Origin of the sequence: Streptomyces sp. NPDC002566, assembly GCF_042889585.1 — a bacterium.
In the GTDB taxonomy this organism is placed as follows: domain Bacteria; phylum Actinomycetota; class Actinomycetes; order Streptomycetales; family Streptomycetaceae; genus Streptomyces.
The window spans coordinates 91267-116183 of record NZ_JBIARD010000001.1 but is presented as its reverse complement, the minus strand read 5'-3'; the positions used below and the strand labels follow the sequence as shown (position 1 = coordinate 116183).

Genomic DNA, 24917 nt, shown 5'->3' with positions numbered 1-24917 from the left:
ACGCTCGCGTTCAGTAGACCGGGAGGGTGCGCGGGCCGAGGTCGTCGCGGGCGGGCGGGGGCGCGAGGCGGACGGAGGCGCCGAGGACGCTCAGGCCGTGCGGGGCGACGACGACCGGTTCCAGGGTCACCGCGACGACCTCGGGATGGTCGTCGACCAGCCGGGAGACCCGCAGCAGGAGTTCCTCCAGGGCGGGGGTGTCGACGGCGGCGGATCCGCGCCAGCCGAACAGGAGCGGAGCGGTCCTGATGGAGCGGACCAGGGAGGCTGCGTCGCGGTCGGTGACGGGGACCAGGCGGTGGGCCATGTCCCCGAGCAGTTGGGATGCGGCTCCGGCGAGACCGAAGGAGAGCACCGCGCCGGCCGCCGGGTCGATCACCGCGCGGACGACCGTGTCGACTCCGCGCGGCGCCATCGCCTGGACGACCGGGCGCAGTTCCTCGGCGCTGCCGAACAGCTCCGTCAACTCGGCGTAGGCGCGCCGCAGTTGCTCCTCGTCGGCGAGGTCGAGGCGGACGCCGCCCAGGTCGGCGCGGTGACGGAGGTGGGGGACGGTGGCCTTGAGGGCGACGGGGTAGCCGAGGGCGCCGGCGGCTCGCGCGGCCTCGTCGGGGGTCGGCGCGGGGACGGCCGGGCGCAGGTGGACCCCGTAGCGGCCGAGGAGCTCACGGGTCTCGTCGGCGCCGAGGGTGAGGCCCTGCCCGCGCGCGAGGAGCCCGTCGATCAGCTCGGCGGCTCCCCTCTCGTCGATGTCGTCGTACTCGGGCACCTTGCCGGGGTCGGCGGCCTCGCGGCGCCAGTGCGCGTACTTCACGGCTTCGGAGAGAGCGCGGACCGCGCGTTCGGCGGCGGGATAGGCGGGGATGAGGTGAGCGTCCTCGGGGGCGCCGGCCGGGGAGGTCGCGGAGCCCGGCGGCTGGGGCGCGGGGGGCACGGGCGTGTCAGGAGTGGGCACGTCGGGCACGGGCGCGTCGACTGTGTGCGCGCCGGCTGTGTGCGCGTCGGCTGTGTGACTTTCGGCTGCGCGGGGCGGGGCGGAGTGGGCCTGTGGGTCCGTGGTCGCGGCGGCACGCGCGCGGGGGGCCGTGCTGGAGGCCGCCGAAAGGGCCTCCGCGAGGCCGCCGAGTTCCACGTGCACGACGAGCACCGGCTTGGCGGGGCCGGCGGCCGCGGCGGTGCGCAGCGCCTCGGCCAGTTCCGCGTCACCGGGCGACGCCTCGCCGATCGCGGGGATCGCCGTGACCACCACCGCGTCGCAGGCGTCGTCGGCCAGGGCGCGGGCCAGTGCCGCGTGGAAGTCCTCCGCCGTGGCCTGGGTGGTCAGGTCCCGCGGCCGCAGCGGGCGCAGGCCCTGGGAGAGGCACGCGTCGTACGTCAGCAGGCCGAGCGACTCGGAGTTGCCGAGGATGGCCACCCGGGGGCCGTTCGGCAGCGGCTGGCGGGCGAGCAGCAGGCCGGTGTCGACGAGTTCGGTGATGGTCTCCACCCGGATCACCCCGGCCTGCCGCAGCAGCGCGGACACGGTCGCGTGCGGCAGCCGGGTGGCCCGTACCGCGTGGCCCTGCGGCGCGGATCCGGCGCCCTGCACGACCACCAGGGGCTTCGCCGCCGCCGTACGGCGTGCGAGGCGGGTGAACTTGCGGGGGTTGCCGATGGACTCCAGGTACATCAGGGCCACATCGGTGTCGGGGTCGTCGTACCAGTACTGGAGGACGTCGTTGCCGGAGACGTCGGCGCGGTTGCCGGAGGAGACGAACGTGGACACGCCGGTGACGCCGGTGACGCCTCCGCCGCGCCGGTGCAGACGGGACAGGAGGGCGACGCCGATGGCGCCGGACTGGGCGAACAGGCCGATGCGGCCGGGCCGCGGCATCTCCGGCGCCAGTGAGGCGTTGAGCCGCACCGTCGGTGCGGTGTTGACGATCCCGAAGGCGTTGGGGCCGATGATCCGCATGCCGTACGCGCGCGCGTGGCGGACGAGTGCGCGCTGGCGCTCGCGCCCTTCGGGGCCGCTCTCGGCGTAGCCTGCGGCGAGCACGACGAGTCCCTGCACCCCGTGCTCACCGCACTCGGCGACGACCTCGGGCACGTGTTCGGCGGGGACGGCGACGACCGCCAGGTCGACGTGTCCGTCGATCTCCCCCACGGAGCGGTGGGCGGGTACCCCGTCGATCTCCTTGAGGTCTTCGGGGAACGCCTTGTTCACCGCGTAGAGGGGCCCGGTGAAGCCCGCGTCCCGCAGGTTGCCGAGGACGCCGCGGCCGACGCCGCCGGGCGCGCGTCCGACGCCGACGACGGCGACCGAACCGGGGGCCAGGAGCCGTCGCACGGAACGGGCCTCGGCGCGCTGCTCACGCGCGCGCTGCACCGCCAGGGAGCGCTCGGTGGGTTCGAGGTCGAACTCCAGACGGACGACGCCGTCCTCGAAGCTGCGCTTCTGGGTGTACCCGGCGTCCGTGAACACCTTGATCATCTTGCTGTTGGCGGGGAGCACCTCGGCGGCGAACCGGCGGATCCCGCGCTCGCGGGCGACGGCCCCGATGTGTTCCAGCAGCGCCGAGGCGACGCCCCTGCCCTGGTGGGCGTCCTGCACGAGGAAGGCGACCTCGGCCTCGTCGGCGGGTGCGGAGGCGGGCATGCCGTCGGCGCCGATGCGGTCATAGCGTACGGTGGCGATGAACTCGCCGCCGACCGTGGCCGCGAGTCCCACCCGGTCCACAAAGTCGTGGTGCGTGAAGCGGTGGACGTCCTTGGCGGACAGACGCGGGTAGGGCGCGAAGAAGCGGTAGTACTTCGACTCGTCCGAGACCTGCTCGTAGAAGCTGACCAGGCGCTCGGCGTCATCGACGGTGATGGGGCGGATGCGCGCGGTGCCGCCGTCGCGCAGCACCACGTCGGCTTCCCAGTGGGCGGGGTACTCGTGCCGGTCCGGCGCGCTCTGCATGGGGCCCAGAGTACGGCTCGCGTACGACAACGGCGCGAGGCAGTCTGTGAGGACGAAACCGTGGGGTCGAGGCCGCGATCCCACGTCCACCGGCAGAACGGGGCGACCCCGTTCCAAGGTGCTTCACGTGTGGAACACTGGTCTAGACAACCCTGAACAGCGAAGGGCAGCATCACATGGCTGAGCGCCGCGTCAACGTCGGCTGGGCCGAGGGCCTCCACGCCCGCCCCGCCTCCATCTTCGTCCGAGCCGCCACGGCCGCAGGCGTCCCGGTGACGATCGCCAAGGCGGGCGGCGACCCCGTCAACGCGGCGTCCATGCTGGCCGTCCTCGGTCTGGGCGCCCAGGGCGGCGAGGAGATCGTCCTCGCCTCCGACGCCGAGGGCGCGGACGCCGCCCTGGACCGGCTGGCCAAGCTGGTCTCCGAAGGTCTCGAGGAGCTTCCCGAGACCGTCTGAGCCCACGCTCGCGGCACCCTTGGAGCCGCGTCGCCCCACCCGGGCGGCGCGGCTCCGCCGTTTTCGCCCCGCACCGGCCACTCGCCGGCCAGCCGCAATTTCGGCAATTTTCGGCGGGGGAAATCCCGTTCCTCCGAGAGGTGCGAAAAAGGCCGGCGTACGGGTTCGCGGACGCGCGGAAAGCACGACCGGTCAATTCCGGGCGCGCAACATGAAAAGGCAGCGGAAATACGTCTCCGCCGAATATCCCCTCTTTGTATACGGCTCCCGTGTTAATGCCGGCGGCCTGACGTGTTGACGGCGTGTTGCGAAGTCCTCACACGCTCCGCCCCGTCCCCGCCGGTGAAGCGCAGCCGGTGCGCGGCGGCGGCGCGCTCGGTGTGCAGCGCCGTGATCGCCCGCGCGCGCTCCCCGTCGCCGCGCGCCACCGCGTCCACGATCGCGCCGTGCTCCGCCCAGGACTCCACCGGGTCGGCCGGCGCCTCCACCGCGTACATCCAGACGATCTTGTGACGCAGCCCGGTCAGCGTGGAGGACAGGGCGTGGCTGCCGCAGGCCTGGGCGAGCGTCTCGTGGAACCAGCCGCCCAGGGAGCGCAGGTCCTCGCTGCCTCCCCGCCTGGCGCGCTCCTGGCCCAGCCGGACCAGGCCGCGCAGCACCTTCAGATGCGCCTCGGTGCGCCGCTGGGCGGCCCTGGACGCGCCGAGCGGCTCCAGCAGCAGGCGCATCTCCAGCAGGTCGGCGGCCTCCTGCTCGGTCGGTTCCGCCACGCACGCGCCCGCGTGCCGTCGCGTGACGACGAAACCCTCCGCCTCCAGCGTGCGCAGCGCCTCGCGGACGGGGACCCGTGAGACTCCGTAGCGGCGGGCGAGCAGTTCCTCGGTGAGGCGGCTGCCGCGCTCGTAGACACCCGCGACGATGTCGTCCCGGATGGCCGTGCACACCGAGTGCGCCGGAATACGCATGACCGACCTCCGCCTTTGTCCCCGCGAAACGTCGACGAGTGACGTCCGTTCCGTGACTCTATTGCAATGTGCGGGAATTTCCGACGGCGGGCCGGAATCCATGGATATTTTTTGGACAGCGGAGGCGGTGAAGCGGGGAAAACGGCAAAAGCCCGGCCCCCGGGGGACGCTGTCGGTGCGTCCCCCGGGGGCCGGGCTTTTGGTTCGGTGCGCCGTGCGGCGTCAGACGTTCAAGCCGTGCTTGCGGAGGTAGGCGACGGGGTCGATGTCCGAGCCGTACTCCGGGCTGGTGCGGGCCTCGAAGTGCAGGTGCGGGCCGGTGACGTTGCCGGTGGCTCCCGACAGGCCGATCTGCCGGCCCGGGGTGACCTGCTCGCCCACCGAGACGCTGATGGACGACAGGTGGCCGTACTGGGTGTACGTGCCGTCGCTCATCCGGATCACGACCTGGTTGCCGTAGGCGCCGCCCCAGCCGGCCTCGACGACGGTGCCGAGCCCGACGGCGTGCACGGTGGTGCCGCTGGAGGCGTGGAAGTCGATGCCGGTGTGGCTGCCGGAGGACCACAGGGAGCCGCCGGACTTGTAGCTCGTGGAGACGTACGAGCCGCTGATCGGCGGGACGAAGGTGTTCAGGCGCTTGCGCTCGGCGGCGCGGGCGGCACGCGCCCTGGCCGCGCGCTCCTCCCTGACCTTCATGGCTGCCATCACGGCGGCCTTCTTCACCTCGGCGGCCTCCTCGGCCGCCTGCTGCTGGGCGGCGGCCTGGTCGTCGACTCGCTGGGCGACGGAGTCGCCGACGGTGACGACCGGGACGAGGCCGGTCTGCTCGACGGAGGGCGTGGGCTCGGCGGCGACGGCGGAGCCGGAGGCGACGGTGGCGATGACGCCCGTGGTGGTCAGTGCGGCGATGCTCGCCGCGCGCGCAGAGGTGCGCCGCATCCGACCGGGACGACGGTGCTTCCCGGTGGCGCAGGTGAACGCCATGAAGTTGAGCGGTCCTTTCCTTCCCTCTCGCCTACCGGGTTAGCTGACGGGTTCGGAGCAGGAAGGTCTCCTACGGACCCCCTCGCGACTCGCGCGGGCGTCCGATTCACCCCAGGGACTTCGCAGTTGGGTCCCCGGCTCCCCTGGCTCGCGCCGTACGGGGACTCGGCGATGACTGTCCGGTGCCGCGGGTGCGGCGCAGTGCCCGACGGACAGCCCGGACGAACCTAGACGGGGCCGCTGTCAATTCCCAAACGTAAGCCGCCTTTTGTAGCGCATCCCACAGGGCAGACAGGCTGTCACTCCCTCAATTCGGACATCATCCGGACAACAGGGAGTCCCGGTGACACATCCGTCACCGGGACTCCACGCGCGCGTGCGGGTGGTTCAGTCGGCCGTGACGACCTTCACCTCGCCGATGCCGAGAGCCTCGACCGGCTCCTTGATCTGCGCCGCGTCACCGACGAGCACGGTCACCAGACGGTCCACCGGGAAGGCGCTCACGGCGGCCGCCGTGGCCTCCACGGTGCCGGTGGCGGCGAGCTGCTGATAGAGCGTCGCCTGGAAGTCGTCCGGCAGGTGCTGCTCGACCTGGTCGGCGAGCGTGGCGGCGACGGCCGCGGCGGTCTCGTACTTCAGCGGCGCCACGCCGACGAGGTTCTGCACGGCGACGTCGCGCTCGGCGTCGGTCAGCCCGCCCTCGGCCAGCGTGCGCAGCACCTTCCACAGGTCGTCCAGCGCGGGGCCGGTGTTGGGGGTGTCGACCGAGCCGCTGATGGCGAGCATGGCGGCGCCCGAGCCGTCCGGAGCGGACCGCAGGACCTGCCCGAAGGCGCGCACGCCGTAGGTGTAGCCCTTCTCCTCCCGGAGGACGCGGTCCAGACGGGAGGTGAGGGTGCCGCCCAGGCAGTACGTGCCGAGCACCTGCGCGGGCCACACGCGTGCGTGCCGGTCGGGTCCGATACGGCCGATCAGCAGCTGCGTCTGGACGGCGCCGGGGCGGTCCACGATGACGACCCGGCCGTTGTCGTCGGCGGTGACCGGCGGCACCGGGCGCGGCTGAGCGGCGGAGCCCGTCCACGCGCCCAGGGTGTCGCCGAGGAGCGCCGCCAGGTCGACGTCGGTGAGGTCGCCGACGATCACGGCGGTGGCCGTGGCGGGGCGGACGTGCTTCTCGTAGAAGGCGCGCACGGCCGCGGAGTCGATGTTCTCGACCGTCTCCGCGCTGCCCTGACGCGGGCGCGACATGCGCGCGTCGGCCGGGAACAGCTCCCTGGAGAGCTCCTTGGCCGCACGCCGGGAGGGGTTGGCCAGCTCGTGCGGGATCTCGTCCAGGCGGTTGCGGACGAGGCGCTCGACCTCGCTGTCGGCGAACGCGGGCGCCCTGAGGGCGTCGGCGACCAGACCGAGGGCCTTGGCCAGCCGGGAGGCGGGCACCTCCAGGCTCACACGGACGCCGGGGTGGTCGGCGTGGGCGTCGAGGGTGGCGCCGCAGCGCTCCAGCTCGGCGGCGAACTCCTCGGCGGAGTGCTTGTCGGTGCCCTCGGAGAAGGCGCGCGCCATGATCGTGGCGACGCCGTCCAGGCCGGCCGGCTCGGCGTCCAGGGGCGCGTCGAGGAGGACCTCGACGGCGACGACCTGCTGGCCGGGGCGGTGGCAGTGCAGGACGGTCAGCCCGTTGTCGAGGGTTCCGCGCTCGGGCGCCGGGAACGCCCACGGCTTGGCGTCGCCCGCCTGCGGCTGGGGGTGGAAGTCCATCGTGGCGAGCTCGGTCACTTGGCCGCCTCCTCGTCGTGGTCGTCGGCGGTGGTCGCGGCGGCTTCGGCGCCGTCGGCGCTCTCCGTGCCCTCAGTGGGCTCGGTGGGCTCGTACACCAGCACCGCGCGGTTGTCGGGGCGCAGCCGGGCCTTCGCGACCTCGCGCACCTCCTCCGCCGTCACGTCCAGCACGCGCTGGACGGCGGTCAGGGCGAGCTGCGGGTCGCCGAACAGCACGGCGAACCGGCACAGTTCGTCGGCGCGGCCGGCGACCGTGCCCAGGCGGTCCAGCCACTCGCGCTCCAACTGCGCCTGGGCGCGCTCCATCTCCTCGTCCGTGGGGCCCTCCTCGGCGAACCGGGCGAGCTCCTCGTCGATGGCGGTCTCGATGACGGGCACCTCGACGTCGCCGGAGGTCTTCACGTCCAGCCAGCCGAGCGAGGGCGCTCCCGCGAGCCGCAGCAGACCGAAGCCGGCCGCCACCGCGGTGCGGTCGCGGCGCACCAGGCGGTTGTAGAGGCGGGAGGACTCGCCGCCGCCGAGGACGGTGAGCGCCAGGTCGACGGCGTCGCACTCGCGCGTGCCGTCCTGCGGCAGACGGTAGGCGGCCATCAGGGCGCGCGCCGGGACCTCCTCCTCGACGACCTCGCGCAGCTGCTCGCCGATGACGTCCGGCAGGGAGCCGTCCCGGGGCGCGGGCTTGCCGTCGTGGCCGGGGATGGACCCGAAGTACTTCTCGATCCAGGCGAGAGTCTGCTCGGGGTCGATGTCGCCGACGACCGACAGGACGGCGTTGTTCGGCGCGTAGTACGTGCGGAAGAACGCGCGCGCGTCCTCCAGGGTCGCCGCGTCCAGGTCGGCCATGGAGCCGATCGGCGTGTGGTGGTAGGGGTGGCCCTCCGGGTAGGCGAGGGCCGTGAGCTTCTCGAAGGCGGTGCCGTAGGGCACGTTGTCGTAGCGCTGACGGCGCTCGTTCTTGACGACGTCGCGCTGGTTCTCCATCGACTCGTCGTCCAGGGCGGTCAGCAGGGAGCCCATGCGGTCGGCCTCCAGCCAGAGGGCGAGCTCCAGCTGGTGCGCGGGCATGGTCTCGAAGTAGTTGGTGCGCTCGAAGCTCGTGGTGCCGTTGAGGGAGCCGCCCGCGCCCTGGACCAGCTCGAAGTGCCCGTTGCCCTTGACCTGGGCGGAGCCCTGGAACATCAGGTGCTCGAAGAGGTGGGCGAGTCCGGTGCGCCCCTTGACTTCATGGCGCGATCCGACGTCGTACCAGAGGCACACCGCCGCGACGGGGGTCAGGTGGTCCTCTGAGAGCACCACGCGCAGGCCGTTGGCCAGGCGGTGCTCGGTCGCTGTCAGGCCCCCGGAGCCTGCCTGGGCTGTGGCCGTGTGACCCATGGGCATGTACGTCCCTTCCGATCGCGGACGCGGTCGTCGAAACCGCGGTTTTCCTGCCGGTCCTGCCACTGTATGCAAGCGCGCGGAGCGTCGGCGAAGTTCCCGGGGGACGTACGCCGAGAGCGAGATCGCGTAGCCTGCGGGCAGCCGTGGAGAAGGTGCCTCCCCCACAGGGCACCGGGCGACGCCCGGGTCCCGGCCCGCACTGTCAGTGCCACGGTCCACAATGGTCCGCGTCAGATCCCGTCACACGCCTCAGCACGCGAGCGCCCCGCAGGCGAGCGACCAGAACACAGGAGGAGCCGGCAGCGATGGCCCGCCGCAGCACGAAGACCCCGCCTCCCGACGACTCGTACGAGGAGAAGATCCTCGACATCGACGTCGTCGACGAGATGCAGGGCTCCTTCCTCGAGTACGCGTACTCGGTCATCTATTCGCGCGCCCTGCCGGACGCCCGCGACGGCCTCAAGCCCGTGCACCGCCGCATCGTCTACCAGATGAACGAGATGGGCCTGCGCCCCGACCGCGGCTATGTGAAGTGCGCCCGTGTCGTCGGCGAGGTCATGGGCAAGCTGCACCCGCACGGCGACGCGTCGATCTACGACGCGCTGGTGCGCATGGCCCAGCCCTTCTCCATGCGCGTGCCGCTGGTCGACGGCCACGGCAACTTCGGTTCGCTGGGCAACGACGACCCGCCGGCCGCCATGCGGTACACCGAGTGCCGTCAGGCGGCGGCGACGAGCCTGATGACCGAGTCGATCGACGAGGACACGGTCGACTTCGCGCCCAACTACGACGGCCAGGAGCAGGAGCCGGTGGCCCTGCCCGCCGCCTTCCCCAACCTCCTGGTCAACGGCGCCTCCGGCATCGCGGTCGGCATGGCCACCAACATGCCGCCGCACAACCTGGCCGAGGTGATCGCGGCCGCCCGCCATCTGATCCGGCACCCGAACGCGGATCTGGACGCCCTGATGCGGCACGTCCCGGGTCCCGACCTGCCCACCGGCGGCCGCATCGTCGGCCTGTCCGGCATCCGCGACGCCTACGAGACGGGCCGCGGCTCCTTCAAGATCCGTGCGACGGTGTCGGTGGAGACGGTGACGGCCCGCCGCAAGGGCCTGGTGGTGACGGAACTGCCGTTCGCCGTCGGCCCCGAGAAGGTCATCGCCAAGATCAAGGACCTGGTCGGCTCGAAGAAGATCCAGGGCATCGCCGACGTCAAGGACCTCACCGACCGCGAGCACGGACTGCGCCTGGTCATCGAGATCAAGAACGGCTTCGTGCCGGAGGCGGTCCTGGAGCAGCTCTACAAGCTGACGCCGATGGAGGAGTCCTTCGGCATCAACAACGTGGCGCTGGTGGACGGTCAGCCGCTCACGCTGGGCCTGAAGGAGCTTCTGGAGGTCTACCTCGACCACCGCTTCGAGGTCGTGCGGCGGCGCAGCGAGTTCCGCCGCGGCAAGCGGCGCGACCGCCTCCACCTGGTGGAGGGCCTGCTCACGGCGCTCGTCGACATCGACGAGGTCATCCGGCTGATCCGCTCCAGCGAGAACAGCGCCGAGGCCAAGCAGCGCCTGATCGAGCGCTTCTCCCTGTCCGAGGTGCAGACGCAGTACATCCTGGACACGCCGCTGCGCCGGCTCACCAGGTACGACCGCATCGAGCTGGAGGCGGAGAAGGAGAAGCTCAACGAGGAGATCACCGAGCTGACCCGGATCCTGGAGTCGGACGCGGAGCTGCGCAAGCTGGTCTCGGCGGAACTGGCGGCGGTGACGAAGAAGTTCGGCACCGAGCGCCGTACGGTCCTGCTGGAGTCGTCGGGCACGTCGGCGGCCGTCGTGCCGCTCCAGGTGGCCGACGACCCGTGCCGGGTGCTGCTCTCCTCGACGGGCCTGCTGGCCCGTACGGCGAACGGCGAGCCCTTCGCCGAGGACGGGGACGTCCGGCGGACCAAGCACGATGTGATCGTCTCCGCCGTTCCTGCCACCGCGCGCGGGGAGATCGGCGCGGTCACCTCCGCGGGCCGGCTGCTGCGGATCAACGTCGTGGACCTGCCGCAGCTCCCGGACACCGCCTCGGCGCCGAACCTGTCGGGCGGCGCGCCGGTCGCGGAGTTCGTCTCCCTGGAGGGCGACGAGACGCTGGTCTGCCTCACCACGCTCGACGAGTCCTCCCCCGGGCTCGCGATCGGCACCGCGCAGGGCGTGGTCAAGCGGGTGGTGCCGGACTACCCGTCCAACAAGGAGGAGCTGGAGGTCATCACCCTCAAGGAGGGCGACCGGATCGTCGGCGCGGTGGAGCTGCGCACGGGCGAGGAGGACCTGGTCTTCATCACGGACGACGCCCAGTTGCTCCGTTACCAGGCCGGGCAGGTCCGTCCGCAGGGGCGTGCGGCGGGCGGCATGGCCGGCATCAAGGTCGCCGAGGGCGCCAAGGTGATCTCGTTCACCGCGGTGGACCCGGCGGCGGACGCGGTGGTCTTCACCGTCGCCGGCTCGCGCGGCACGTTGGACGACTCCGTCCAGACGACCGCCAAGCTCACCCCGTTCGACCAGTACCCGCGCAAGGGCCGCGCCACCGGCGGTGTGCGCTGCCAGCGGTTCCTGAAGGGCGAGGACTGCCTGTCCCTGGCCTGGGCGGGGCCCGCCCCGGCGCGTGCCGCGCAGAAGAACGGCCTGCCGGCCGAACTGCCGGAGATGGACCCCCGCCGCGACGGCTCTGGCGTCTCCCTGGCCAAGATCGTGTCGGTGGTGGCGGGGCCGGTGTAGGGATACCGCATCCCAGGGTTCCCTTGGGCGGGTGGCCGGCCCCTCCAGGGGGTCGGCCACCCGCCGTCTCAGGGCTGTGCGAGGCCGGTCTCGAGGCTTTCGACGTCCTCGAGCGCCTGCGGCTCGGGATCCCGTACATAGCGCAGGACGCCCCACATGGCGTGCTCGTCGGGCTCCCGGGCGTCGCTCACGCAGGCCTCCAGTTCGCCCGTGAGGGCGGTGGCGTCGATGCCGGCACCGATCAGGACGAGCTGGGTGCGGCGTGGCTCGGCGGGCGGCCAAGGCTCGGGGTGGAAGCGCAGGAAGCGGCCCACGGCGTGCACGGCGTAGCGGTTGTGGGGGTCGTGCGGGCCGAAGTCGACGTACCCCTTGATCCGGTACAGGCCCTCGGGGCGGCTGTCCAGGAACGACATCGTCCGGCGCGGGTCGAGGGGCGCTTCGCGGGCGAAGGAGAGGCTGTCGTAGGCGGCGTGCAGATGGTCGGCGTGGCCGGCGTCGTCCGTGTGGCGGTGCAGGTCGTCGAACGACAACTGCCCGATGCGCTCCTCGCTCGGCCGGCAGTCGAAGAGGAGCTCGGGGTCGATGCGGCCGTAGGTGGCGGGGACGACGGCGGCCCGGTCGGTGAGGGACCGGACCAGGCCGAGGACCCGGTCGGCGTCGGGCGCCCGGTCCAGCTTGTTCACCACGACCAGGTCGGCGAGGGCGAGGTGCCGGTCGATCTCCGGGTGCTTGGTGCGGGTCTCGTCGAACTCGGCGGCGTCGACGACCTCCACGAGTCCGCCGTACACGATCGCCGGGTGCTCGCTGGCCAGCACCATCCGGACGAGTTCCTGGGGCTCGGCGAGGCCGCTGGCCTCGATGACGATGACGTCGACGCCGGTGGCGGGCCGGGCGAGCCGCTCCAGGTAGACGTCGAGTTCGCTCGCGTCGACGGCGCAGCACAGGCAGCCGTTGCCGAGGGAGACGGTGGAGTCGCCGAGCGCGCCGGCGACGGCCATGGCGTCGATCTCGATGGCGCCGAAGTCGTTGACGAGGGCGCCGATCCGGCTGCCTCCGCTGCGGTGCAGCAGGTGGTTCAACAGAGTCGTCTTGCCGGAGCCCAGGAAGCCGGCGAGAACGACGACCGGGATCTGCTGCGGGGTTCGGCTCTGCGTCAACGTGCGACCTCTCTGACACCTGGGGGCATGCCGGGCCAGGATACGAGCCGGTGAAGACACCACGAGAAGATCGCCCGTCAGCAGCGTCCGGCCGCTCTCGGAACGGTCCGGCTCACGCTGCGCCGGGAGTCGCCGCCGGCACCTCCACCGGCGCCGCCGGGCCCACGTACCGCGCGGCCGGGCGGATGATCTTCGAGTCCTGGGCCTGTTCCAGGATGTTCGCGCTCCAGCCCACCGTCCGGCCCGCCGCGAAGGTCGGGGTGAACATCTCGCGGGGCAGACCGCACAGCTCCATGACGACGCCGGCGTAGTACTCCACGTTGGTGTGCAGTTCCCGGCCCGGCTTCAGCTCGGCGAGGATCGCCTCGACGCGTCGCTCGACCTCGACGGCGAAGTCGACGCGCGGGCCCCCGAAGCTCTGGGCGATCTCCCGGAGCATCCGTGAGCGCGGGTCCTCGGTGCGGTAGACGGCGTGCCCGAAGCCCATGATCCGCTCGCCTGCGAGGACGCGGTCCCGGATCCAGGAGTCGACGCGGTCCGGCGTGCCGATCGCGTCCAGGGTGTCCAGGGCGCGGCTGGGCGCGCCGCCGTGCAGCGGCCCCGAGAGGGCGCCCACCGCTCCGACGAGACAGGCGGCGACGTCCGCGCCGGTCGAGGCGATGACCCTGGCGGTGAACGTCGACGCGTTGAAGCCGTGGTCGATGGTCGATATCAGGTACTGCTCGACGGCCCTCGCCTGCTCCGGCTCCGGCTCTGCCCCCGTCAGCATGTGGAGGTAGCCGGCCGCGTACGGCAGGTCCTCGCGCGGCTCGACGGGTTCGAGCCCCTTCCCCAGCCGGTACAGCGCGGTGAGCAGCGTCGGAACGGCCGCGGCCGCCACGACGGTGTCCTCGCGGCGCTGGTCCGCGTCGATGTCGTACACCGGGCGGAAGCCGCGTGCCGCGCCGAGGAGGGAGAGCGCCGTGCGCATCCCGGCGAGGGGGTTGCCGTTCGCGGCGGCGGCGATGGCCGGCAGCGCCCGCGTCACCTGGTCGGGCAGGCGGCGAAGGGCCGCGGTCTCGGTGGCGAAGGCATCGCCGCGAGGCCCGTCGGGCAGCTCGCCGTGGACGAGGAGGTGCCAGACGTCCTCGAAACGGCGGGTGCGCGCGAGTTCCACGGCCGAGTACTGCCGGTAGTGGTAGAAGCCCTCGCGGCCCCGGACGTCGCCGACCTCCGTGTCGGCGACCACGACTCCGGCGAGTCCTCGCGGTGCTTCGACGGGTGCGGCTGCGGACCTGTTGACGGACATGTTTTCCTCCCTGAACTTGATTCGACTGTCCATGATTGATTTGATGGTGTCAATATTGATTGAATCAATATATCGAGCTCCTGGATACGGTGATCCCATGCGCGATCAAGAACACGGCCGGACCGGCGGTCCCGGCCGCCCCGAGCGGCGGCTGAGCACCAAGGAGGCCGCCGAACTGCTCGGCGTGAAACCCGAGACCGTGTACGCCTACGTCAGCCGCGGCCAGCTCAGCAGCCGGCGCGCGGCAGGCGGCCGGGGCAGCACTTTCGACGCCGACGAGGTCGAGGCGCTCGCCCGGCGCAACCGGCGGGACAGCGGGACGGGCCAGACGCCCGGCGCCGAACTGTCCGTGCGCACCCGCCTCACCCTCATCGAGGACGACCGCTACTACTTCCGCGGCGTCGACGCCGCCGAGCTCGCCGTCCGGCACTCCTACGAGGAGGTCGCCGAGTGGCTGTGGACCGGGCGAATGCAGCGCGGGGCCACCTTCACCGCGCCGCCCGCCTCCATCGACGCCGCCCACCGCGCGGCCAACGCGCTGCCCGCGCACACCGGCCCCACCGACCGGCTGCGCGTCGCCGCGGTCGCCGCCGCCGTCGCCGACCCCCTGCGCTTCGACCTGTCCAAGGACGCCGTCCTGGGCACCGCGCGCACCCTCATCCCCACCCTGGTCGCCGCCCTGCAGCCCAGGAACCCCGCCCATCAGGACGGCCGGTCCATCGCGTACCGCCTGTGGGGCCGGCTGAGCCGCCTGCCCGCCACCGAGGCCTCGCTGCACGCCCTGGACACGGCCCTCGGCCTCCTCGTCGACCACGACCTGGCCGCCTCGACGCTCGCCGTGCGCGTCGCCGCGAGCGCCCGCGCGCACGCCTACGCGGCCGTCTCAGCGGGGCTGGGCGTGATCGAGGGGCCGCTGCACGGCGCGGCCAGCGGGCTCGCCCACCGGTTGCTGCTGGAGGTGCTCGACCACGGCTCGGCGGCGCCCGTGATCGCCGAGGAGCTGCGGGCCGGCCGCCGCATCCCGGGGCTCGGACACCGGCTCTACCCGGGCGAGGACCCACGCGCGCGCGTCCTGTTCGCCCTCCTGGAGGAGATCCCAGAGGCGGCGCCCGCACTGGCCGCGGCCCGCGACGTCGTGATCACGACCGCGCGGCACACCTCGTTGCACGCCAACGTCGACCTTGCGCTCGCCGTGCTCACCGTCTCCTGCGGCATGCAGGCCTCGGCCGGCGAGGCCGTCTTCGCCGTCGCCAGGACGGCGGGCTGGATCGCCCACGCCCTGGAGGAGTACGGCGAGCAGCCCCTGCGGATGCGCCCGAGCGGCCACTACGTCGGGCCGAAGCCGACCCGGGCGCTGCCGGAATGACACTCGGGGCGTCACCGGTTGGTGCGGCGAGAAGCACCGGGCAGGCGACTGCGACACGCGCTGACCTGGGGTCATGTGCAGGCCGCCGGACAGCGCGGCGCACGCGTACGTGCCCGCCGCGCGAGGACACTCGGCGGACCGGGAAGTCGCTCCGGGCGAAGTCAGGTTAGGCTCACCTCTGTGAGTACGTGCACGTCTGTCGCGCGGGACCTCGACGAGCCCATGTCCGGGACCGCGCCCACGGCGAGGACCTGGCTCCTGGTGGAACAGCCCGGCCCCTGGGGCGCCAAGGCGCTCGTGTCGAGCCACCTCGACCCCGTGCTGGGCCGCGCCCTTGAGGCCGCAGCGAAGGACACGGGCGTACGCGTCGTGCTCATCCGGCGTCCCGGACCGCACGCCGACTTCGGCACGCCGCGGCTGCGCCGCGTGTACGCCGCCCACACGGTCCCCGGGCGGGTGTGGATCCGCAGCGCCACGACCAGCGACCCGAGCCGGCTGCTGGACCTCGACTACGCCGCCCTGGGCCGCGGGGAACCCCGCTCCTTCGAAACGGCGCTGGACGGCCGTCCGCACACCGGCGGTCCGCTCGCCCTCGTCTGCACCAACGGCAAGCGCGACCGCTGCTGTGCGCTGCTGGGCCGCCCGCTCGCCGCCGAACTCGCCGCCTCGAATGCGGACGGCGTCTGGGAGGTGACCCACCTGGGCGGGCACCGCTTCTCCCCCACGGCGCTCGTGCTCCCGTACGGCTACGCGTACGGCCGCGCCGAGGCGCACGCCCTCAAGGAGGTCCTGCACGGAGCGCAGGAGGGGCGGATCGTCGTGGAGGGGAGCCGCGGCTGCTCGGCCTGGGAGCGGCCCGGCCAGGCGGCGGAACTCGCCGTGCGCGCGGCGGTCGGCGAGTACGGAGCGCAGGCGCTCACCGTCGTCGCCACCCAGGGCGGGGCGCCGCGCTGGGAGGTGACGGTCGCGCACGCCGACGGGCGGCACTGGCGTGTCGTCGTGGCGCAGGGCGCGTCGCTGCCGCCGCGTCCGGAGAGCTGCGGGGCGTCCGTGCTGGGCTCCCCGTCGCGGATGGACGTGGAGTCGGTGCGCGAGCTGTCGCCCGCCGGGGCGCTGGCGGGCTGACGCCGCCCCGCGCGTTCCCGGGCCCACGAGACGCCTCCACAGGGCCGCTCGGAAGTCGCCGCGGCGGCCGCTCGACAGCCGCCCGGGAACCGGCCGGCGGAGACCCTCGCGAGATCCCCGCCACACACCCCTACGGCTGGACCGGCACGTCCACGTACCGTCATGGGTATGAGCCCCGCTCCCCCCGTTCGACGCCTGCGCCTCGGCATGCCCCGCCGCATGGTCTCGCAGGTGTTGCTCATGCAGCTCGCGATCGCCGCGGGCGTCGTGGTGCTCGCCACCGGGCTGTTCCTCGCCCCGCTCAGCGACCAGCTGGACGACCAGGCGATGCGCCGCGCGCTCGCCATCGCCCAGACCACCGCGGCGGTGCCCCAGCTCGCCGACGACCTCCGCGACACCCCGCCCTCGGTCCACGGGCCGGTGCAGCGGGAGGCCGAGCGCATCCGCGAGGCCAGCGGGGCCGAGTACGTCGTGATCATGGACCTTCACGGCACGCGCTGGTCGCACCCCGACCCCGCGCAGGTCGGCGGCCATGTCTCGACGGACCCCAGCGAGGCCCTCGCCGGCCGGGAGGTCATGGGGATCGACAGCGGCACCCTGGGCCGCTCGGCGCGCGGCAAGGTGCCTCTGAGGGACAGCGACGGCAGGATCGTCGGGGCGGTCTCGGTCGGCATCGAGTACGACAGCGTGCGCGCGCGGCTGATCCACGCGATACCCGGACTCTTCGCCTACGCCGGGGGCGCCCTGGCGGTGGGCGCCCTGGCCGCCTGGCTGATCTCCCGGCGGGTCCACCGGCAAACCCGTGACCTGGCCTTCTCCGACATCTCGGCGCTGCTCTCCGAACGCGAGGCAATGCTGCACGGCATCCGGGAGGGCGTCGTCGCCCTCGACCGCGCGGGCCGCGTCCGCCTCCTGAACGACGAGGCGCAGCGGCTCCTCGGCATCGGCGAGGAACGGGCCGTCGGCCGCACTCCCGACGAGGCGCTCGGCGAGGGCCGCACCGCCGACGTCCTGGCCGGCCGGGTGACGGGCACCGACCTGATCACCGTGCGCGGGCAGCGCGTCCTGATCGCCAACCGCATGCCCACCGACGACGGCGGCGCGGTGGCCACCCTGCGCGACCGCACCGAGCTGGAGCAGCTCGGCCGTGAGCTGGACTCGACGCGCGGCCTGATCGACGCGCTGCGCGCCCAGGACCACGAGCACGCCAACCGGATGCACACCCTTCTCGGACTGCTCGAACTGGAACGGTACGACGACGCGGTGGAGTTCGTCGGCGAGGTGGTCGGCGACCACCGGGCGACCGCGGAGCAGGTCACCGAGAAGATCGAGGACCCGCTGCTCGCCGCCCTCCTCGTCGGCAAGGCGACCGTCGCCGCCGAACGCGGGGTGGCGCTGCGGGTGTCGGAGCGCACACAGCTCCCGGACCGGCTGGTGGATCCGCGCGGGCTGGTCACCGTCGTCGGCAACCTGGTGGACAACGCGCTCGACGCCGTCGCCGGGACCGCGCACGCACGCGTGGAGGTCGAACTCCGCGCCGAGGGACGCACCGCCGTCCTCAGGGTGCGCGACACAGGGCCCGGAATCCCGGTGGAGCACCGCGAGTCGGTGTTCACCGAGGGCTGGTCCACCAAGAAGCCGCCCGCGCACGGCAAGCGCGGCATCGGCCTCTCCCTGGTGCGCAGGCTCGCCGAACGGCAGGGCGGCAGCGCCTGCGTCGACGAGGCGCTCGGCGGAGGCGCCGAGTTCACCGTCGTCCTGCCCGAGGCACTGGCCGAGCCCGCACCCGAACCGGCCCTCGAACCCGCCCTGGCCGCATCCGCGCAGGGCACAGCCGAAGAGGAGTCGCGATGATCGAGGTCCTGGTCGTGGACGACGACACCAGGGTCGCCCAGGTCAACGCCGCGTATGTCGAGAAGGTGCCGGGCTTCCACGTCGCGGGCGAGGCGCACAGCGCCGCCGAGGCGCTGCGTCAACTGGAGTCGCTGCCACGGCTGGACCTGGTCCTGCTGGACCACTACCTGCCCGACGAGACGGGCCTGGACGTCGTCCAGGAGATGCGCCGGCGCGGCCACCAGGCGGACGTGATCATGGTGACGGCGGCGCGGGACGTCACGACGGTGCAGTCGGCGATGCGGCACGGCGCCCTCCAGTACCTGGTCAAGCCGTTCAACTTCGCCGGTCTGCGCGCCAAGCTGGAGGCGTACGCAGAGCTGCGCCGGACGCTCGACGGCGGCGGTGAGGCCGAACAGGCGGACGTGGACCGGATCTTCGGCGCTCTGTCCGCCCCTTCGGAGCCGGGACTGCCCAAAGGGCACTCCCCCACCACGGCGGAACTCGTGCGCCAGTCCCTGATGAGCGCCCAAGGGCCTCTGTCGGCCCAGGAGATCGCCGACCGCACCGGGGTGAGCCGCCAGACCGCCCAGCGCTATCTGAAGCTCCTGGAGCGCACCGGCAGAGCCCGGCTGACCCTCAAGTACGGAGACGCGGGCCGCCCGGAACACCGTTACGTGTGGGTGACCCGCGCCTGAGGACAACAGAAGCGGGGGCGATGGGGCTAGGCCGCGCCCGCTCCCGTCAGTGAGCGGACCTCGGTCTCCGCGTGCTTGGCCTCGTCCGGCCGCTCGCCCGAGGTGAGGGTGCCGAGCCAGCCGGCGAGGAAGCCGAGCGGGATGGAGACCAGGCCCGGGTTCTGCAGCGGGAAGACCTGGAAGTCGGCGGCCGGGAACAGCGATTCGGGGCTGCCCGACACGACGGGCGACAGCACCACGAGCGCCACGGCGGGGATGAGTCCGCCGTAGACGGCCCACACCGCGCCGCGGGTGGTGAAGTTCCGCCAGAACAGCGAGTACAGCAGGACCGGCAGGTTCGCGGACGCGGCGACGGCGAAGGCGAGGCCCACCAGGAAGGCGACGTTGAGGTCGCGGGCCAGCAGTCCGAGGCCGATCGCGACCGCGCCGACCCCGACGGCGGCGAACCGCGCGACCGCGACCTCGCCGCGGGGGTCGGTGTGCCGGCGCCGCAGCGAGGCGTACAGGTCGTGGGCCACGGACGCCGAGGAGGCGAGAGTGATCCCCGCGACCACCGCGAGGATGGTGGCGAACGCGACGGCCGCCACGACCGCGAACAGCACCGTGCCGCCCGTGGAACCGGCTCCGCCGCCCAGGTCCAGGGCGAGCAGCGGCACGGCGGTGTTGCCGGCCGCGTTGGACGCCCGGACGGCGTCGGGGCCGACGATCGCCGCCGCGCCGAAGCCGAGGACGATCGTCATCAGGTAGAAGCCGCCGATGAGCCCGATCGACCAGACCACGGAACGCCGGGCGGCCCGCGCGGTCGGCACGGTGTAGAAGCGGGACAGGATGTGCGGCAGACCGGCGGTGCCCAGAACCAGCGCGAGTCCGAGGCTCATGAAGTCGCACCGCGCCGTCCAGTCCCCGCCGTACTTCAGCCCGGGGGCGAGGAACGCGGCGCCGTGCCCGCTGCGTTCGGCCGCCGTCAGCAGCAGCCGGTCGAAGTCGCCGTGGAAGCGCAGCAGGACGAGCACGGTGAGCGCGACGGTGCCGCCGAGCAGCAGGACCGCCTTCACGATCTGGATCCAGGTGGTGGCCCGCATCCCTCCCAACGACACGTAGATCACCATGAGCGCGCCGACGCCGATGACGGTCCAGGCCCGCGCCGCCTCGCCGTTCTGGCCGAGGAGCAGCGCCACCAGGCTGCCCGCGCCCACCATCTGCGCCACCAGATACAGAACGGACACCGTGACCGAGGAAGTTCCCGCCGCGATCCGCACCGGCCGCTCGCGCATGCGTGCCGCCACGACGTCGGCGAGCGTGAACCGCCCGCAGTTGCGCACCAGTTCGGCGACGAGGAGGAGCACCACGAGCCAGGCCACGAGGAAGCCCACCGAGTACAGCAGGCCGTCGTAGCCGAAGAGGGCGATGAGTCCGGAGATGCCGAGGAAGGAGGCGGCCGACATGTAGTCGCCGGCGATGGCGAATCCGTTCTCCATCGGCGAGAACAGCCGCCCGCCGACGTAGAACTCCTCCGCCGAGCCGTGCCGGTCGCGGCTCACCCAGGTCGTGATGCCGAGGGTGACCGCGATGAAGGCGCTGAACAGAGCCAGCGCCAGCGTCTGGTGGTCGCCGGTCACGAGGCACCGCCCTGCGCCCCGCGCGTCAGTTCCTGGGTGTCCCAGCGCAGTTCGAGGGCCGCGCGGTCCCTGCGCAGCCGTGCGTGCCGGGAGTAGGCCCAGGTGAGCAGGAAGGTGGTGAGGAACTGGCCGAGGCCGGCGAGCAGCGCGACGTTCACCGCGCCGGCGACGGGCCGCGCCATGAGGCCGGGCGCGGTGGTCGCGGCGGCCACGTAGGCCACGTACCAGAGGAGGAATCCGGCGGTCGCGGGGACGACGAACCGCCGGTAGCGGCCCCGCACGTCCCGGAAGGCCTCGCTGCGCTGCACTTCGAGGTAGACCTGTGCGGCCGCCTCGGCGGCGTCCTCACGCGCCCGGCGCGCGGCCGGGACGCCGGGCGCGGGCGGGGGCGCGGTGGGGGCGCCCGCCTCGGCCCAGGCGGAAGCGAGCGCGTCGTACCAGGGGTCGTCGTAGCGCACGTCCGCCGGCGCTTCGTCGAACGCCAGACCGTGGCCCTGCCGATGGTCGCCCGGACTTTCGGAACCGTCCCCGCTGCCGAGGGCACGTCTGTTGCTTGACTGCATGCCCAAGGATGGACAGAACGGGAAGATCCCTGACTTCTCTTCCCCGTGCTCTTCACTCCATCAGGTGACCAGGAGCCTGAGCGCCGCCCCGGAACGACGACGAACCGGGGCGCCGCGGGCTAGGCGTCGATGCGGGAGCGGTCCAGGGTCGCCGCGGAGCTGGAGATGAACTCCTTGCGCGGTGCCACGTCGTTGCCCATCAGCAGGTCGAACACCTGCTCGGACGCTTCCAGGTCGGAGAGGTTGATCCGGCGCAGGGTGCGGTGACGGGGGTCCATCGTGGTCTCGGCCAGCTGGTCGGCGTCCATCTCGCCGAGGCCCTTGTAGCGCTGGATGGAGTCCTTGTAGCGGATGCCCTTGCTCTGGAACTCCATGAGCTTGTCGCGCAGTTCGCGGTCCGAGTACGTGTAGACGTACTTGTCCTGGCCGCGCTTGGGCTGGATCAGCTCGATGCGGTGCAGCGGCGGGACCGCGGCGAACACCCGGCCTGCCTCGACCATGGGCCGCATGTAGCGCTGGAACAGGGTCAGCAGCAGGCACCGGATGTGGGAGCCGTCCACGTCGGCGTCGGTCATCATGATGATCTTGCCGTAGCGGGCCGCGTCGATGTCGAACGTGCGCCCGGAGCCGGCCCCTATGACCTGGATGATCGCGCCGCACTCGGCGTTCTTCAGCATGTCGGTGACGGACGACTTCTGGACGTTGAGGATCTTGCCGCGGATCGGCAGCAGCGCCTGGAACTCGGAGTTGCGGGCGAGCTTGGCCGTGCCGAGCGCGGAGTCGCCCTCGACGATGAACAGCTCGCTGCGGTCGACGTCGTCGCTGCGGCAGTCGGCGAGCTTGGCCGGCAGCGAGGACGACTCCAGGGCCGTCTTGCGGCGCTGCGCGTCCTTGTGCTGCCGGGCCGCGATACGCGTGCGTGCGGCGGCGACGGCCTTCTCCATGACGACCCGCGCCTGAGCGGCGGCATCGCGCTTGGTGGAGGTCAGGAACGCCTTGAGCTCCCGGGCGATCACCGTGTTGACGATCCTGCGGGCGGCCGAGGTGCCGAGCACCTCCTTGGTCTGGCCCTCGAACTGCGGCTCGGCGAGCCGCACGGTGACGACGGCGGTCAGGCCCTCGAGTGCGTCGTCCTTGACGATGTCGTCCTCGGCGACGCGCAGCATCTTCTTGGTGCGCAGCACCTCGTTCATCGTCCTGGCGACGGCCTGCTCGAAGCCGGCGACGTGGGTGCCGCCCTTGGGCGTGGCGATGATGTTGACGAACGACCGCAGCGTCGTGTCGTAGCCGGTGCCCCAGCGCATCGCGACGTCGACGCCGAGCTCGCGGGTGACCTCGGTCGGCGTCATCTGACCGTGGTCGTCCAGGACGGGCACGGTCTCCTTGAAGGTGCCCTGCCCGGTGAAGCGCAGCACGTCGCAGACGGGCTTGTCGGTGGCGAGGTACTCGCAGAACTCGCTGATGCCGCCGTCGAAGCGGAAGGACTCCTCACCCTTGCTGCCGCCCTCACCGAGGCCGTACTCGTCGCGGACGACGATGGTCAGGCCGGGCACGAGGAACGCGGTCTGGCGGGCCCGCTGGTGGAGCGTGTCCAGGGAGAGCTTGGCGTCCTTGAGGAAGATCTGCCGGTCGGCCCAGTAACGCACGCGTGTGCCGGTGCGGGTCTTGGGGATCCGCTTGGTCTTGCGCAGGCCACCCGCGGCCTCGAACTTCGCCTCCGGTCCGCCCGCGGCGAACGCGCCGGGAACGCCGCGGCGGAAGCTGATCGCGTGCGTGCTGCCGCCGCGGTCGACCTCGATGTCCAGGCGGGCGGAGAGGGCGTTCACCACGGAGGCGCCGACGCCGTGCAGACCGCCGGAGGCGGCGTAGGAGCCGCCGCCGAACTTGCCGCCGGCGTGCAGCTTGGTCATGACGACCTCGACGCCGGAGAGGCCGGTCTTGGGTTCGACGTCGACCGGGATGCCGCGGCCGTTGTCGCGCACCTCCACCGAGCCGTCATCATGGAGGACGACCTCGATGTGGTCGCAGTAGCCGCCCAGGGCCTCGTCGACGGAGTTGTCGATGATCTCCCACAGGCAGTGCATCAGGCCACGGCTGTCGGTCGATCCGATGTACATGCCCGGGCGCTTGCGTACGGCCTCGAGCCCCTCGAGGACGAGCAGGTGCCGCGCGGTGTAGTTGGAACCGTCCCGGTCTGCTCCTGCCAGCAGCGCAGTGGACGGCACGGACGTATCGGCGGTCACGCGGTTCGCTCCTCGCTGAATTTCACGGTGGGCCCTTGTGGGTAAGGGCGCGGCTTCGGTCGCCGCCAAGAGGGTACCGAGGCCTGGTAGAGCCGTTGTAACGCCACCCTCGTCCGAAACTCACAGTAGTCCAGACTCGCATGGATGTTCGATCCCTCGATGGGGTGAAGTACATATCACGTTCCCTTCGAGGCATGAACCATTTAGGCTCCGGGCACGTCCTCATGAGCAAACCGGCAATCCAGCCGGGAGGACCGGACCATGACCGACAGCGCGAAACCGTAAGACACATCAGACACGCAATACGGCACATTCGCCGCCAAACCGGCAGCAGACGGCCGCTTCGGAAAAATTTTTCCGAGGAGAAGCCACGAGCGGGAACGTTTTGGGGCTGGTTGGATGTTGACCCTGGTACGACAGCTCGTCGAGCTAGAGAAGAGGCGACGTGACTACTGTTCTGACCCCCGCGAGCCCGCTGACGGCCGCTGACCGCTGCGACCGCTGCGGCGCACAGGCGTACGTGCGCGTCGTCCTGCTCAGCGGCGGAGAACTGCTCTTCTGCGCCCACCACGGCCGCAAGTTCGAGCCGGAACTCAAGAAGATCGCCGCTGAGATACAGGACGAGACGGAGCGGCTGACGACCGTTCCCGCATCCGCCTCCGAAGATGAGCGCTGACAACCGACGCGTTCGACGACGAGCCAGATCCGGCTAGGCCGGCACGCGGGCGGCCGCCCCTGATCGCCAGGGGCGGCCGCCCGCACTCGTGTTCCCCGCTTCAGTGGGCCGCGCCTGACCGGCCCACGGCTGCGCCCTCGGCGGGCGTGGAGCCGGAGCCGGCGGCCAGGGCCTCCTTCCAGGCCCGTACGACGTCGGACACACGGGTGTAGACGCCCGGGTTCCCCGCCTCTCCGCAGCCGCTGCCCCAGGAGACGAGCCCGATCAGCCGGCCCTGCGCGATCAGCGGGCCGCCGCTGTCGCCCTGGCAGGAGTCGTGCCCGCCCTTCGCCTCCCCCGCGCACACCATCGTCTTCGCCATGTACTTGCCGTCGCGGCCGCCGGGGTAGGCGGACTCGCAGGAGCTGTCGGGCAGGACGTGCACACGGGCCGCTCTCAGGCTGTGCGGGTAGGAGCCGCCGCCCGTGGTGTCGCCCCAGCCGTAGACCAGGGCCTCCGTGCCGGGCTGGTAGGCCGGGTCGCCCGCGGCGGCCATGGCGACGACCGAGGTCTGCGGGAGGGGTTCGGCGAGCGTGAGGACGGCGAAGTCCCCGGAGTTGCTCTCGCCGTCGTAGGCCGGGTTCACCCAGACGCTCTTGACGGCGATCTCCCGGCCCGCACCGGTGGAGAGGTCGGTGCGGCCCTCGACGACCTTCAGATCGCGCGCTCTGGGCGCTCCGAGCACCTCCTGGCCCATACAGTGGGCGGCTGTCAGCACGGCGGACGTGCCGACCACCACGCCTCCGCAGAACTGCCCGGACCTCGTACCTCCGAACCGGTCACGGCTGGACAGCGCGACCGTCCACGGCGAGGTGGACACATCGACCGGGAACCCACCCACGACCACCCCGTCGGCGGCCGCCGGTACGGCTGTCACCAGGGGTATGGCCATCGCCGCGGTCGCCAGGACCAGCGGCCGGGTCAGCGCCCGGACCAAGGGACGACGCATGCGCGCTCCTCACTCTGAAGTGATCGATGAACACCCAGGGTGATCCAGTGCGCGCCGACGCGCACCCGCGCGCCCACGGCAGGCCGAAGG

Annotated in this window: 18 protein-coding genes and 1 riboswitch; of the genes, 7 read left to right on the top strand and 11 right to left on the bottom strand. The window is 72.3% G+C overall.

Annotated features, from left to right (window positions below; all coding sequences use genetic code 11):
- Nucleotides 1–10 precede the first annotated feature (10 nt).
- Nucleotides 11–2944, bottom strand: coding sequence for a GNAT family N-acetyltransferase (locus ACFYXA_RS00455; RefSeq protein WP_389027040.1), 2934 nt, complete (start codon nt 2942–2944; stop codon nt 11–13).
- Nucleotides 2945–3120: 176 nt separating this feature from the next.
- Between ACFYXA_RS00455 and ACFYXA_RS00450 the strand changes: the two genes are divergently transcribed.
- Nucleotides 3121–3402, top strand: a complete 282-nt coding sequence (locus ACFYXA_RS00450) for an HPr family phosphocarrier protein (protein WP_053637259.1) — start codon at nt 3121–3123, stop codon at nt 3400–3402.
- A 272-nt stretch (nt 3403–3674) separates the two neighbouring features.
- Here ACFYXA_RS00450 and ACFYXA_RS00445 read toward each other — a convergent pair whose 3' ends face one another.
- The 4 genes from ACFYXA_RS00445 to ACFYXA_RS00430 all read right to left on the bottom strand — a co-directional run bounded on the left by ACFYXA_RS00445 (nt 3675) and on the right by ACFYXA_RS00430 (nt 8503).
- Nucleotides 3675–4367, bottom strand: coding sequence for a GntR family transcriptional regulator (locus tag ACFYXA_RS00445; protein WP_352245874.1), 693 nt, complete (start codon nt 4365–4367; stop codon nt 3675–3677).
- 222 nt (nt 4368–4589) lie between these two features.
- Nucleotides 4590–5351, bottom strand: coding sequence for a M23 family metallopeptidase (locus ACFYXA_RS00440; RefSeq protein WP_389027037.1), 762 nt, complete (start codon nt 5349–5351; stop codon nt 4590–4592).
- A 13-nt stretch (nt 5352–5364) separates the two neighbouring features.
- Nucleotides 5365–5532, bottom strand: a riboswitch (cyclic di-AMP (ydaO/yuaA leader).
- 206 nt (nt 5533–5738) lie between these two features.
- Nucleotides 5739–7127 carry a M16 family metallopeptidase gene (locus ACFYXA_RS00435; protein WP_389027035.1) on the bottom strand — a complete coding sequence of 463 codons (1389 nt, stop codon included), beginning with the start codon at nt 7125–7127 and terminating at the stop codon, nt 5739–5741.
- A complete protein-coding gene (locus ACFYXA_RS00430) occupies nt 7124–8503 on the bottom strand; it encodes a M16 family metallopeptidase (protein ID WP_389028973.1) in 1380 nt (459 codons plus the stop codon). The genes ACFYXA_RS00435 and ACFYXA_RS00430 overlap by 4 nt, the downstream gene beginning before the upstream one ends.
- A 311-nt stretch (nt 8504–8814) precedes the next feature.
- On the opposite strand from ACFYXA_RS00430, the gene ACFYXA_RS00425 reads away from it, so the two are divergent.
- A complete protein-coding gene (locus ACFYXA_RS00425) occupies nt 8815–11271 on the top strand; it encodes a DNA topoisomerase (ATP-hydrolyzing) subunit A (protein ID WP_389027033.1) in 2457 nt (818 codons plus the stop codon).
- Nucleotides 11272–11339: 68 nt separating this feature from the next.
- Here the strand turns inward: ACFYXA_RS00425 and ACFYXA_RS00420 are convergent, their stop codons facing one another.
- Both ACFYXA_RS00420 and ACFYXA_RS00415 read right to left on the bottom strand, forming a co-directional pair.
- On the bottom strand, nt 11340–12428 hold the full coding sequence (locus ACFYXA_RS00420; RefSeq protein WP_389027031.1) for a CobW family GTP-binding protein: 1089 nt from the start codon (nt 12426–12428) through the stop codon (nt 11340–11342).
- A 112-nt stretch (nt 12429–12540) separates the two neighbouring features.
- Nucleotides 12541–13716 carry a citrate synthase/methylcitrate synthase gene (locus tag ACFYXA_RS00415; protein ID WP_389027029.1) on the bottom strand — a complete coding sequence of 392 codons (1176 nt, stop codon included), beginning with the start codon at nt 13714–13716 and terminating at the stop codon, nt 12541–12543.
- A 97-nt stretch (nt 13717–13813) separates the two neighbouring features.
- On the opposite strand from ACFYXA_RS00415, the gene ACFYXA_RS00410 reads away from it, so the two are divergent.
- From ACFYXA_RS00410 to ACFYXA_RS00395, 4 genes are all read left to right on the top strand, one after another.
- Nucleotides 13814–15082: a citrate/2-methylcitrate synthase gene (locus tag ACFYXA_RS00410; RefSeq protein ID WP_389027027.1), complete on the top strand. Its 1269-nt coding sequence runs from the start codon at nt 13814–13816 to the stop codon at nt 15080–15082.
- A 180-nt stretch (nt 15083–15262) separates the two neighbouring features.
- Entirely contained in the window at nt 15263–16207 is a 945-nt protein-coding gene (locus ACFYXA_RS00405; protein ID WP_389027024.1) for a sucrase ferredoxin, read from the top strand.
- Nucleotides 16208–16375: 168 nt separating this feature from the next.
- A complete protein-coding gene (locus tag ACFYXA_RS00400) occupies nt 16376–18061 on the top strand; it encodes an ATP-binding protein (protein WP_389027022.1) in 1686 nt (561 codons plus the stop codon).
- Nucleotides 18058–18738, top strand: a complete 681-nt coding sequence (locus ACFYXA_RS00395) for a response regulator (protein ID WP_130438205.1) — start codon at nt 18058–18060, stop codon at nt 18736–18738. Before ACFYXA_RS00400 ends, ACFYXA_RS00395 begins: the two co-directional genes overlap by 4 nt.
- Nucleotides 18739–18764: 26 nt before the next feature.
- Here the strand turns inward: ACFYXA_RS00395 and ACFYXA_RS00390 are convergent, their stop codons facing one another.
- From ACFYXA_RS00390 to ACFYXA_RS00380, 3 genes are all read right to left on the bottom strand, one after another.
- Nucleotides 18765–20357 (bottom strand): cation acetate symporter, encoded by a 1593-nt coding sequence (locus ACFYXA_RS00390; RefSeq protein WP_352245865.1) that lies wholly within the window; start codon nt 20355–20357, stop codon nt 18765–18767.
- Nucleotides 20354–20920 carry a DUF485 domain-containing protein gene (locus ACFYXA_RS00385; RefSeq protein WP_389027020.1) on the bottom strand — a complete coding sequence of 189 codons (567 nt, stop codon included), beginning with the start codon at nt 20918–20920 and terminating at the stop codon, nt 20354–20356. Before ACFYXA_RS00385 ends, ACFYXA_RS00390 begins: the two co-directional genes overlap by 4 nt.
- A 119-nt stretch (nt 20921–21039) precedes the next feature.
- Nucleotides 21040–23163: a type IIA DNA topoisomerase subunit B gene (locus ACFYXA_RS00380; RefSeq protein ID WP_389027018.1), complete on the bottom strand. Its 2124-nt coding sequence runs from the start codon at nt 23161–23163 to the stop codon at nt 21040–21042.
- A 445-nt stretch (nt 23164–23608) separates the two neighbouring features.
- On the opposite strand from ACFYXA_RS00380, the gene ACFYXA_RS00375 reads away from it, so the two are divergent.
- Nucleotides 23609–23839, top strand: a complete 231-nt coding sequence (locus ACFYXA_RS00375; RefSeq protein ID WP_130438209.1) for a hypothetical protein — start codon at nt 23609–23611, stop codon at nt 23837–23839.
- A gap of 100 nt (nt 23840–23939) precedes the next feature.
- Here the strand turns inward: ACFYXA_RS00375 and ACFYXA_RS00370 are convergent, their stop codons facing one another.
- On the bottom strand, nt 23940–24827 hold the full coding sequence (locus ACFYXA_RS00370; RefSeq protein WP_389027015.1) for a S1 family peptidase: 888 nt from the start codon (nt 24825–24827) through the stop codon (nt 23940–23942).
- Nucleotides 24828–24917 lie beyond the last annotated feature (90 nt).